The sequence below is a fragment of the Streptomyces sp. Y1 genome (genome assembly GCF_041053115.1).
Lineage (GTDB): Bacteria > Actinomycetota > Actinomycetes > Streptomycetales > Streptomycetaceae > Kitasatospora > Kitasatospora rubellomurina.
Genome location: NZ_CP163445.1, coordinates 4,246,619 through 4,258,520, shown reverse-complemented (window position 1 = coordinate 4,258,520; position 11,902 = coordinate 4,246,619). Strand labels below are relative to the sequence as shown.

Here is an 11,902-nt window from a genome sequence, read left to right as displayed (position 1 = left end):
AACGGCCGGGAGCCGCTGGGGGCGGCGGGGAACGGCGGTGGCGAGCGGCGGAGCGGGGGATCCGACGAATCATCCCATCACGTGACAGAACGGTCACACGACGCTCATGTTCTCAATTCGGACGCGTTTCACACCTCGAACGCGCTCGGCCGGCCGGGTGACCATCGGATGATCCGACCAGGGCTCAACTCCGGCCGGGCGCCCAGGGTATACGAACTACCGACGCGTCCGGCGGGTTCGCGTCCGCAGGTGGGGGTGTCGCTCGGGCCGGCGCTCCAGCCCGGTCGGACGCACGGCGTACGTCCGGCTGCGCCCGGCCCGGACGGTCCGGCGGAGCTGCTGCGCCCGGCGGGACCGGCCCGGACCGCCGCCGGAACCCCCGTACGCCGCCCCCTCGGCCGGGGCCGGGCGGGCGGGCGCGGCGCCCGTGGCGGCCCCGGTGGCGGCCGCCGAGCGGCGGTCGGCGAGCCGTGCGCGGCGGCGGGCCAGCGCCCGGGCGGCGTGCGCGTCGAGGTGGGCGGTGGCCCGGGCGGCCATCCGCTCGGCCACCCGGTGGGCCGCCGGGTGGTTGGCGGGGACCTTGTCGGGGGCGCCGGCGATCAGGTCGAAAAGCCAGGTGCGGGCCCGGTCCGCGCGCCGGTGCAGCAGGCGTTCGCGCCGGAGCGCGCGCGCCCGGCGGCGGGGGCGCGCGGCGTACCGCCAGCGGGCCCACGGGCTGCTCGGGCGGGCCAGCCGGACCGCCCCGATCCAGGACAGGCCGGGGACCATGATGCCGAGCAGGCCCGTCCACACCTTGCCCTTGAACAGGGTGACCACCGAGGCCAGCGCGTTCACCGAGATCACCGTGACCAGCCCCCACCTGGTCTCCTCGCCGGGCACCACGCCGAGCGGCACGTACCCGACCAGCAGCAGGGCGGTGAACAGGATGCCGAAGATCACCGCGTCCACCGACTTGCGGCCCTGCTCGCTCCAGTACACGTCGTCCAGGTGCAGGATCAGCGCGAACTCGTCCAGCACCAGGCCGCAGCCGATGCCGAACGCCAGCCCGAACCAGTCGATCCACGGGTGCCCGCCGTAGGTGGCGAACACGCCGATGCCGCCGAGCAGCAGGAAGCCCAGGCCGAACACCATGTGGTGGATGTGCAGGCCGCCGGGGGTCACGTTGCCCGGCCACCAGCGGACCTGGGCGCGGATCATCCGCACGCTGAACCGGATGAAGACGAAGGACGTGATGAAGCCGACCAGCAGCAGGAACAGCGGCTGTTTGTGCGCGGCGACGATGTGCTCGCGGTAGCCGTCCAGCAGTGTGGTCATGCCTCTTACCTTCGTTCCTGGTCCTGCGTCCTGCCTGCGGGAACATGGCCCGGAGCCCAACAGGCCTCCAACACCGGGCTCAACGCGCGGTCAGAACCCCCGGGTGCGCTTGGCCGCGCGGCGCGGCACCACCGGGTAGAGGGACGGGAGCTCGGCGCCGACCGGCAGCTTCAGGAAGAGTCGGGCGATCTCCCCACCGAGGTTCACCCCGATCGCCAGCGCCATCGCGATCGCCGCCGCCCGGAAGACCGACACCAGGCCGGCGCCGGAGTGCCCCTGGGCGAAGGCGAGCATCCCGAGGTAGAGCGCCGAACCGGGCATCAGCGGGCCGATCGCGGCGGTCACGTACGGCAGCGCCGAACCGTTGCGCGAACGCGCCATCAGCTGGCCGAAGAGGCCGACCAGACCGGCCGCCACGCCGGTGGCGGCGATCGGGTTGACGCCCGCGTTGTACACCAGCGCGCCGTAGCTGGCCCAGCCGATGCCGCTGTTGACCGTGACCAGCGGCAGCGTGCGTCGGTCGGTCTGCAGCAGCATCGCGAAGGCCAGGGTCAGCAGCATCGCCGCGACCATCTGGACCGGCGGGTAGCTGATCCCCACCAGGCTCTCGTCCGGGCGCAGCTTCGCCTCGAAGCCGACGCCGAGGTAGAGGATCACCATCACGCCGATCACGATGCCCGCGACCAGGTAGATCACCTCCAGCAGGCGGGCCGCGGCGGTGATGTAGAAGCCCGTCAGGCCGTCCTGGACGGCGGCGACCAGGGCGCGCCCGGGCAGCAGCGCGAACAGGCCACCGGTGATCACCACCGAGCCGCGCAGGCCCCAGTCGTTGAAGGAGAGCACGATCCCGGAGGCGGCGGCGGGCATCGCGGCCGCCACGAACTGGTAGAACTCCGGCAGCCGGCGGCGGGCCAGCACGGAGGCCAGCCGGTCGCCGAGCACGGCCGCGACGAAGGCGCTCGCGAAGACCAGCCAGGCCTTGTCGTCGGCCTTCCCGCCGACCAGGAAGGTGGCGGCGCCGGCCAGCAGACCGGTGGTCAGGGCGAGCAGCCAGGCCGGGTACGGGTGCCGGTTGCGGCGGATCTCGGCGAGCCGGCGGTAGGCGTCGTTGACCGTCACCTTCTCCGCGGTGATGTCCGCGACCAGCTCGTACACCGCGTTCAGCCGGGTGTAGTCGGAGGTGCGGCGGCGCACCACGCGGTCGGCGGTGACCGGCGGCTCGACCAGCGAGGGCTGGTGCGAGATGCCGATCAGGGTGAAGGTGACCTGCGGCTCGCAGCGATCCAGCCGGTAGGCGTGGGCGATGCCGAGCATCGCCGCCTCGACGTCCTCGGCGGCCTCGCCGCTGGCCAGCAGCAGCTCGCCGATGCGCAGCGTCAGGTCGAGGATGCGGGGGACGTTGCGGGTGACGCCGGCCGAGGGGTGCAGTTCGCGGGCGGTGCGCTCGAAGGACGGGCGCTCGGACATCGGGGTGCGCAGCAGGGTGCGCATCCGGTCCGGCCAGGGCGCCTCGCCGGGGGCGCCGGCGGTGAGGTCCGGGATCGGGATGCCGGTGGGCGGGGTGTAGCCGGCCGCCCGCCACTCCTCGGGGGTGAGGGTGTCCTCGGCGACCGAGCGGCGCCGGGCCGGGCGGGCCCCGACGGCGGCCGCGGCGGCGTCCGCCGCGGCCCGGTCGACGGGCCGGTCGGCTGGCCGGTCGACGGGCTGGCCGGCGGGCCGGTCAGCGGGCCGGTCCACGGCCTGGTCGACGGTCAGCGAGGGGTGCGGCCCGGGCTCCGGCTCCGGCTCCGGCTCCGGGGCCAGCAGGCCCTTGGTCTCGGGCACGGGCGGGACGAGCGGGATGACGACGGTGGGCTCGACGACCGGCGCCGGGTGGCCCAGCAGACCCTCGGTGGGCGGCGCCTCGGCGGGGGTCACCGGCTTCGGCGGCGCCTGCCGCGCCTGACGGACCGCCCGGCCTCCCCTCGTCCGCTTGCCCGCACCCGGTCGGCCCCGCTTAGGCACTTCCGCTCCTCGCCGCCCCTGGTGGCCGCCCGGCCACTGTTCGATCGCTGATGACACCTTGCCTGATCGAACTGCTCGACGCACATGTCCGGGGTGTCGGGCGGCCGGCCCGGCGGGTGCCTACCCGGCGTGGTGGTGGGCGTCGGCGGCCGTGGACGACCTGCCGGAACGGCGGGCCCGCAGCAGTTCGACCGCCACCGGGACCACCGAGAGCAGCACGATGGCGATCAGGATGGCCTCGATGTTGTCCCGGACGAAGGCGATCCGCCCGAGGAAGTAGCCGAGCACCGTCACGCCGGCGCCCCAGAGCAGCCCGCCGACCAGGTTGTAGACCACGAAGAGCCGGTAGTTCATCCGGCTCACCCCGGCGACGATCGGGGTGAAGGTGCGCACGATCGGCACGAAGCGGGCCAGCACGATCGCCTTCGGGCCGTGCCGGTCGAAGAAGGCGGCGGCCTTCTCGACGTTCTCCTGCTTGAACAGCCGGGAGTCGGGGCGGCGGAACAGGCTCGGCCCGACCTTGCGGCCGAACAGGTAGCCGACCTGGTCCCCGGCGACGGCGGCGGCCACGATCAGCGCGCAGACCAGCCAGAGCGGCTGGTGCAGGTGGCTGCCGCCGGCCACCAGCAGGCCGGTGGTGAACAGCAGCGAGTCCCCCGGCAGGAAGAAGCCGATCAGCAGGCCGGACTCGGCGAAGACGACGACCAGGATGCCGATCAGGCCGAAGGTGGAGATCAGGTGGGTCGGATCGAGCCAGGACGGGCCGAGGGCGAGGCTGGTCACGGTACGGACGCTCCTGGAGGTCGAGGCTCGGCAATGCACAGGTAAAGCATTGACAAAGACTCGTGCGTGGCCGGAAAGGTTCCCGGCCCCGGGTGGGGGCGGAGGCCGGGGCCGGGAACCTTCGCTCAGAGCCCGTAGCGCTCGACGATCCCCTCGTGCCGGGCGGTGTCCGCGCCGGCCGCCTCGGCCAGGTCCAGCCAGGCGAGCGGGTGCGGCCAGTCGCCGGTGAGCCGGTGCAGCAGCGCGTCGGCCTCGGCGGCCGAGGCGGTCGGCGGGACCCCGAGCGCCGCGTAGAGGCCGGGCAGCGTCCCGCCCTCGTCCGCCGGGTCGGTGATCCGGTACTGCTCTCCGCTGTACGCCCAAACCGCGTAGCCCGCCCGGCGCAGCTCCTCGCGCAGGGTGGTCCACTGCTCCTCGGTGGGCCGGCCGCCGTCGATCCAGTAGGTGGTGAAGCCGGCCGGGTCGAGCAGGGTCAGCACCTCGAACACCGGCCGCCAGCCCTCCCGCTCCTCCTCCGGGGCATCCTCGGCCGGGTACGGCTCCAGCAGCGCCGGGGCGAACACCACCACGTCGCCGTGGTTGAGCGTCAGGTCGTCGCCGAGCACCGGCAGGACCCGGGCGGTGGCCGGGCCGGTGCGCAGGGCCGGGAGGTCGGCCGTCGCGCCGTTGGTGCGGGTGGCGCGGACCGTGACCAGCTGCCACTCCTCGTCCACCGGGCCTTCCGGCTCGTCGAACTCGATGCCGATCCGGGCGCCGGTGGAGCGGACCACGGCCCAGTCCCGGTTGGCGGTGGCCGCGGTGATCAGGTGCCAGAGGTCGGGCTCCTGGACGGTGCGGTGCCGCTCGCCCTCCTCGACGTCCTCGGCGGGCAGGGCGTGCTCCAGCAGCTCCTGGTAGAGCCGCTGCGCGGTGGCGTGGTCGCCCAGCGCGGTGGCGGCCGAGGCGGCCAGCCGGCGGGTGTTGATCCGGCTGCCGTCCAGCGCCAGGATCGCTTCGCACTGCTCCAGCACCTCGGCCCAGCGGGCCTCGGCGGCGGCCCAGCGGGCGCGTATCCAGTGCGCCTCGGCCGGGCTGGTCGCGGCCAGCCGGTCGGCGAGCCGGCGCAGGCCCTCGGCGTCCCCGGCCTCGATCAGGACCTGGCCGAGCGTGCCGGTCAGCTGCTCGTTGCCGGGGTCGGCGTCCAGCCGCTGCCACAGCACGTCGGCGGCGGCCCGGGCGTGGCCCAGGCCGTCCAGCACGACGGCCAGCACGCCGGCCAGTTCGGAGGCGCCGGCCTGCACGCCCTGGTACCGGTCCAGGGCGACGGAGAGCAGGTCGGCGCCGGTCTCGTAGGGCACCTCGGCCTCGGCCAGGTGCGCCATCAGCTCGTCGGCCGGCACCGGCAGCTCCGGCACCGGCAGCGCCTCGGCGGCCGCCCGCAGCGCGGCGACCTCCTCGGCCACGCCCTCGGTGCGGACCAGCTGGGCGAGCTTGCGCTCGCCGGTCGCGGCCAGCGTCAGCGCGACCGTGCGGGCCCCGCGGGCGACGGCCAGCCGGCCGGCCGCCAGCAGCAGGTCGACGCACGGGCGGTGCGAACCGGTGCCGTCCAGGTAGCCGACCCAGCCGGCCAGCACCGTGCCCAGTTCGGCGTCGTTCTCCTGCGCGCCGGCCGCGACCAGCAGCTCGACCGTGGACGTCCAGACCTGCCGCAGGTCGGCGTGCCGCTCCGCCTCCGCCCGCTCGGGCAGCAGCGCCAGCGCCTCCTCGGTGCGGCCGAGCGAGGCCAGCGCGCGGGCCCGCAGCAGGGCGCCCCAGCGGACGTCGCTCTCGTCCGGTTCGTGGCCGCGGGCGCGCTCGGCCCGCTCGGCGGTGTCGAGCAGGTCCAGCACCTCCTGGTGCCGGCCGAGCAGGTGGAGCGTGCCGGCCCGGGAGTGGTGGAAGTGCAGCGAGAGCCGCTCGCCGGCGGCCTGGATGCGGGCGGCGGCGGTGTCGAGGTGGCTGAGCGCGTCGGCCGGGCGGCCGTCGTCCTCCAGCGCGTCGGAGTACTCGCGGGACAGGCAGTCGAAGCAGGCCCGGCCGGGCTCGATCCGCGCCAGCGTCTCGCCCAGCACCTCCAGCCGCTGCGGCACGTAGCCCGGGCCGTCCACCCGGGCGTGGCAGATCGCGAAGTCCTGCACCACGCAGACCGACTGCGGGCAGCCGACGGTCTCCTCGCGGTGCGCGAACTCCAGCAGGTCGACCGCCTCGGGCAGGGCCTGCTCGCCCTGGTGGCGCTTGTTCAGCAGGTTCTGCATCCGCCAGTGCCGCAGGTAGACCTCGACCCAGGGCAGGCCGAGCGCCCGGGCGGCGGCCACCGCCTCCGGGTAGACCGCGTCGAGCTGGTCGTCGCGGCCCTCGTTGGCGTGGCCGGGGAGCGCGTAGATGGCCTCGGCCAGCCGGTGGTGGCCGGCCTCGGCGAGCTGCTGGTGCGTGTCGTGGACCCAGGCCCAGATGTCGGTGGTCATGTCGTCTCCCCCTGCGTGGTGCTGATGAGTGGTCTACCAGGGCCCACTGACAATCCGTCCGGGCCGGCCCCGCCGGGCGGTGCGGCCGCGCCGCCCGTCACGGCCCGTCCGGCAGCGTGCCCGGGCTTTCCGGGACGTCCGGCAGACCGGCCGGGACGGCGGCGGTGAGCGCCGAGACCGCGGTGCCGACACCGGCCAGCGCGGCGGTGAGGTCGCCGCCGCTCGAACCGGCCGACCCGGCCGACCCGGCCGACCCGGCGGCGGCCATGATCACCTTCAGCGAGCGGAGCAGCCCGGCCGCCGTCGCGCTGCCGGTGTGCCCGGCGCGGTAGGCGGCGAGCAGGTCGCGCACCGCCGGGCAGTCCAGGTTGAGGTACAGCCGGGCCCTGACCTCGCCGTCGGTGCGGGCGGTGAAGGCGCGGGCCAGCCGCAGCGCGGCGGACGGGATGCGGGCGTCCGCCTGGTCGTCCTCGATCCGGGCCTTGAGCTCGGCCTCGCGGTCCGGCACCAGCACCAGCGGCAGGCCGGGCGGGTCGAACCGGGCCGGGACGAGCTGCTCGCCCCGGTCGGCCAGGGCGCCCGCCAGCCAGGCCGCCTCCTCGGCCGGCAGCGGGCGCTCCGGGTCGCGGAACAGCGCGCGGTCGCCGTGCTCGCTGCCCAGCTCGACGAGCCGGCAGCCGCGCAGCTGCGCGTAGCGGCGCAGGAACGGCAGGACGGCGTAGCGGTCGCCGCGGGCGATCGGCACCCGCATCGCGCGGTACAGCATCTCCTCGAAGCCACCGCCGCTGCCGAGCGCGACGTGCACCGCGCCTCCCCCGGCCGCCCGCAGGGCTCCCGCGGTGAGGTCGCCCTGCGAGGTGGGCACCGGGACGTCGTCGGCGAGCAGGGTGAACAGCCGCTCGTCGCACAGCGCGGCGCCGAGCAGGTCCTGGCCGTGCCGGGCGAGGATGCGGCGCCAGGCGGCGGGCCGCAGCCGGGCCGTCTCGTACAGGCCGTCCACGATGGCGTCGGCGAGGGCGCGCTGGAGCGCGCGGTAGTGGTCGTCGCGCTGCAGGTCCTCGCGGCTGGCGGTGGGGGTGAGCCGGTTGGACTCGACCACGCCGCCGATGAACCCGGCCCAGCTGGGCAGCAGGTCGCGGGCGTCCTCGGCGAGCAGCATGCCGCGCAGGTAGACGGCGAGGTCACGGTTGTCGCTGCTGCCGTAGGTGCCGCCGTCCTGGACCCAGAGCAGGCCGACCGCGTCGGTGGCACCCTCGACCGGGTGGACGGGGAAGGCGGTGAGCGGTTCGAAGCGGCGGCCGAAGGCGGTGGCGAAGCCCATCCGGGCCTCGTACGGGTCCCCCGGCGCGGACTGCCGCCAGGGCACCGGGACGGCGTTGACGGGCTGCTCGTCGTCGCCGACGTGCACCGGGATCGGCAGCAGCACGCAGTACCGGCCGAGGACCTCGCGCAGCGCGTGCTCGTCGGCGAGGTGGCCGTGCTCGGGCTTGAGGGCGAGCTCGACGACGGTGCCCGGCCGCGGCCGGGCCGGCACCGGCTCGACCCGGTACTGCTCGCCGCCGCGGCTGCGGTACCGGTGGCCGAGGTGCGGCTCGCGGTGCGAGGTGGTGGTGACAGTGACCTCGTCGGCGACCGAGAAGGCGGACAGGAAGCCGAGGCCGAAGGCGCCGATCAGCTCCTGGTTCCCGGTCAGTTCGCGCAGCATCCGGGTGTAGCCGGTGCCGACGGTGGCGAGGTAGGCGTGGATCTCGGGCTCGGTGAGGCCGGCGCCGGTGTCCTCGATGGAGACCGTCCGGCGGGCGCCGTCCGCGCGCACCCAGATCACCGGGCGGCTCCCGTCGGCGAGGGCGCCGTCCGGGTCCTCCAGGAACCGGCGGGTGTGCGAATCGTGCGCGTTCTGGACGAGTTCGCGCAGGGCGACCAGCGGGGTGGAGTAGAGGTGGGTGGCGAGGACGTTGACCAGACCGCCGAGGTCGACCTCGGTCGTGCGCAGATCGTCGGCGCGGGCGGGCTCGGACGGGGCACCTTCAGACATGGGTCCTCAGTGTGCCAGTGCGACTATCCGGCGACCATTTCTTTCCTTCCCGTCGTTCCGGGCTCCTGACGGGTCGTGGTCAATCGGGAATTGACCGGCCCCCCACCATCGGGGGAAATGCCACCCGTTCGGTGGAGTTCGTCCACGGCACTGGTGAATGCTGGACGAGCGACGTCAGGCCACGGCGCTACGGAGCGGCCACTCCGGATCGCGCCACCTTCGCACTCCACTTCAGGGAGACCAGCGTGTCCCGTATCCGCGCAGCCGCCGCCGTCACCGCCCTCGGGGCCTTCCTCCTGGTCGGTGTCGGCGCCGCCACCGCGCACGCCGACAACGGCGCCGGCGCGATCGACCACTCCAACAGCAGCGTGGTCAGCAACGTCGGCTCCGGCAACGTCCTCGGCACCGTCAACGGCAACCTGGTCAACACCCAGCAGACCGCCACCGGTTCGGGCGCGAGCAACCAGAACAACGGGCTCGCGGCGGCCGGGAACTCCGGCAACATCGGCGCCCTGCAGGGCAACGGCAACGTCGACGCCCGGGTGTACTACCCGCACGTCCTGTACTAGCGCCCGCCCCGGGCCCTCCCGTGCCGGGCAGCGCCCACGCCCCCCGGGTGCTGCCTCGGGCCCGGCCGCTCCACGCCGGTGGAGCGGCCGGGCCCGTTCCCGCGTTCGGCCCGACCTCGTGTGTTCAGCCCGACCTCGCGTGTTCAGCCCAGTCCGAGCACGGCGCGGCCCAGGCGCAGCAGGCAGTCGCCGAGGTCCGGCCGTTCGCTGTGCGGGCGGTTCCGCACGCCGTCGTTGACCAGCGCGAACAGCGCGTGCACCCGGATGCGGGCGGCCACCGCGTCGTCCTCCGGGCGGACCTCGCGCAGCAGTCCGACCCAGGTGCGCAGGAAGTCGCGCCGGAAGTCGACGGCGGCGCGGCGGTCCGGCGGCGCCAGCCGCTCGGTCTCGCTGAGCATCGCGCCCAGGTAGTCGCCGTTGCGCAGCGCGAAGCCGACGTACCCGCGCAGCCCCGCCGCCAGGGCCCGCTCGGGCCCGGCGGCGGCCGCGATCGCGCCGTCCACCTCGTGCCAGAGCCGCTCGCGGCTGCGCACCAGCGAGGCGGCGAGCAGCTGCGCCTTGCTGTCGAAGTGCCGGTACACGCTCGGGCCGGAGATGCCCACGGCGGCGCCGAGCTGGTCGGTGCTGACGTTGTCGAAGCCGCGCTGGTGGAACAGCCGGACGGCGGCCGCGAGCAGTTCCTCGCGGCGGGCCCGGGGCCGGGGGCCGGGCGGCACGTCCTCGGGGAGCGCCGGTACGGCTTCGGCGGCGGTCCCGTCCAGGGAGACCGCGAGGACGGCCGCGACCAGGTCGCGCAGCAGGGCCTCGGCCCGCCGGGGCTGCGGCGCGGCCGACTGGTAGGACAGCCCGGCGCAGGCCGAGAGCGCCGACCAGCAGAGCAGCTCGGCGTCCGCCGCGACCAGTTCGGGCCGTTCGGCGCGCAGCACGGCGGCCATCAGGGCGACGTCGCCCCGCAGTTCGCGGCGCAGCGCGGCCCGCCGGGCCGGCGGCAGCAGCCGGGCGTCGCGTTGCACCAGGGTGCCGAGCGGCCGGTGCGCGACCGCGACGGCGGCCAGCGCGGCGCCGAGGTCGGCGGTGGTGCGGGCCCCGCGCAGCCCGTCCGCGAGGGCGTCCAGGCCCACCCGGAGGGAGCGGTCGAGGAGTTCGGGCTTGCCGCGGAAGTGCCGGTAGAGCGCGGGCGCGGTGATGCCGACGCCGGCGGCGACCTCGCTCATCGAGACCTGGTGGTAGCCGCTGCGGTGGAAGCGGTCGGCGGCGACGGCGAGGATCTCGGCGCGTCGCCCGGGCGGGCGTCGGACCACCACGGCGAGCCCCCTTTCCTGCCGTCCGACCGGGTGTCGACGGCAGGCTAGCAAGGATTCACCCGGCTGGACGGCCATGGCTGGACGGCCGACCGCCGACCCTGGACAGCGGAAGCTACCCGGGATTAACTTGTGGGGCCATCACCAGGCCCGTTCCGCCCCCGCCGGCCCGCTCGGCCGGCTCCGCCGAAGGGAGCGCCGCCGTGCGCCGCACCGTGTTCACCGAGGACCACGAGGCCTTCCGGGAGACCATCCGGGACTTCATCGCGAACGAGGTCGTCCCGGTCTACGAGAGCTGGGAGACCGAGGGCCACCCGCCGCGCGACTTCTACCGGAAGCTCGGCGCGCTCGGCGTCTACGGCATCGAGGTGCCGGAGGAGTACGGCGGCGCGGGCGAGAGCGGGTTCAAGTACCAGGCGGTGATCGCCGAGGAGACCGCCCGGGCGGGCGTGACCTTCGGTTCCTCCGGCGTGCACACCGGGCTGGTGCTGCCCTACCTGCTGGAGTACGCGAACGAGGAGCAGAAGCGGCGCTGGCTGCCGGGCTTCGTCTCGGGCGACCTGATGACCGCGATCGCGATGACCGAGCCGGGCACGGGCTCCGACCTGGCCGGCATCGCCACCACCGCGCGGCTCTCCGAGGACGGCACCCACTACGTCCTGAACGGCGCCAAGACCTTCATCACCGGCGGCGTGCTGGCCGACCTGGTGCTGGTGGTCTGCCGCACCTCGCCGTACGACCCGGAGAACCGCCGGGCCGGGCTGTCCATCCTGTGCGTGGACACCACGTCGCCCGGCTACACGGTCGGCCGCAAGCTGAAGAAGATCGGCCTGCGCACCTCCGACACCGCCGAGCTGGCGTTCGCCGACGTCCGGGTGCCGGTGGAGAACCTGCTCGGCGAGGAGGGGCGGGCCTTCTCCTACCTGACCCACAACCTGGTGCAGGAGCGGCTGGCGATCGCGGTGAGCGCGTACGCGGCGTCGGCGGCCGCGGTGCGGTTCGCGCTGCAGTACGTCAAGGACCGCCGGGTGTTCGGCAAGGCGGTCGCCGAGTTCCAGAACACCAAGTTCACCCTGGCCGACTGCGAGGCCCAGGTGGTGGCGCAGCAGTCGATGGTGGACCGCGCCCTGGAGCTGTACCAGCGCGGCGAGCTGACCGTGGCGGACGCGGCGGCGGCGAAGCTGTTCTGCACCGAGTCGGCGTCCACCGTGATCGACAAGTGCCTCCAGCTGCACGGCGGTTACGGCTACATCCTGGAGTACCCGATCGCCCGGCTCTACACCGACAACCGGGTGTTCCGGATCTACGGCGGCACCAGCGAGGTCATGCGGAGCATCATCGCCAAGTCGCTGGGGCTGTAGGGCCGGACGCCGCCCGCAAGCGGACGGCGCCTGCGCGCGGACGGCGGGTGCC

General features: G+C 74.8%; 8 protein-coding genes. 2 read left to right on the top strand and 6 right to left on the bottom strand.

Features of this window, described 5'->3' with window-relative positions; all coding sequences use genetic code 11:
- Positions 1 to 216: 216 nt before the first annotated feature.
- The 5 genes from AB2U05_RS18185 to AB2U05_RS18165 form a co-directional block, all read right to left on the bottom strand.
- On the bottom strand, positions 217 to 1,314 hold the full coding sequence (locus AB2U05_RS18185) for a hypothetical protein (RefSeq protein ID WP_369183740.1): 1,098 nt from the start codon (positions 1,312 to 1,314) through the stop codon (positions 217 to 219).
- Between the two features lie 90 nt (positions 1,315 to 1,404).
- A complete protein-coding gene (locus tag AB2U05_RS18180; RefSeq protein ID WP_369183739.1) occupies positions 1,405 to 3,231 on the bottom strand; it encodes a threonine/serine exporter ThrE family protein in 1,827 nt (608 codons plus the stop codon).
- Positions 3,232 to 3,438: 207 nt separating this feature from the next.
- Entirely contained in the window at positions 3,439 to 4,101 is a 663-nt protein-coding gene (locus AB2U05_RS18175; protein WP_045697186.1) for a DedA family protein, read from the bottom strand.
- Between the two features lie 125 nt (positions 4,102 to 4,226).
- Complete coding sequence (locus tag AB2U05_RS18170) at positions 4,227 to 6,584, bottom strand: hypothetical protein (RefSeq protein WP_369183738.1); 2,358 nt, start codon at positions 6,582 to 6,584, stop codon at positions 4,227 to 4,229.
- A 97-nt stretch (positions 6,585 to 6,681) separates the two neighbouring features.
- Positions 6,682 to 8,619, bottom strand: coding sequence for an ATP-binding protein (locus AB2U05_RS18165; RefSeq protein WP_369183737.1), 1,938 nt, complete (start codon positions 8,617 to 8,619; stop codon positions 6,682 to 6,684).
- 245 nt (positions 8,620 to 8,864) lie between these two features.
- On the opposite strand from AB2U05_RS18165, the gene AB2U05_RS18160 reads away from it, so the two are divergent.
- Positions 8,865 to 9,188: a hypothetical protein gene (locus tag AB2U05_RS18160; protein ID WP_369183736.1), complete on the top strand. Its 324-nt coding sequence runs from the start codon at positions 8,865 to 8,867 to the stop codon at positions 9,186 to 9,188.
- A gap of 143 nt (positions 9,189 to 9,331) precedes the next feature.
- On the opposite strand, the gene AB2U05_RS18155 is transcribed toward AB2U05_RS18160, so the two are convergent.
- Positions 9,332 to 10,492: a TetR/AcrR family transcriptional regulator gene (locus AB2U05_RS18155; protein WP_369183735.1), complete on the bottom strand. Its 1,161-nt coding sequence runs from the start codon at positions 10,490 to 10,492 to the stop codon at positions 9,332 to 9,334.
- Between the two features lie 200 nt (positions 10,493 to 10,692).
- On the opposite strand from AB2U05_RS18155, the gene AB2U05_RS18150 reads away from it, so the two are divergent.
- Positions 10,693 to 11,850, top strand: coding sequence for an acyl-CoA dehydrogenase family protein (locus AB2U05_RS18150; RefSeq protein ID WP_045697174.1), 1,158 nt, complete (start codon positions 10,693 to 10,695; stop codon positions 11,848 to 11,850).
- Positions 11,851 to 11,902: the final 52 nt, after the last annotated feature.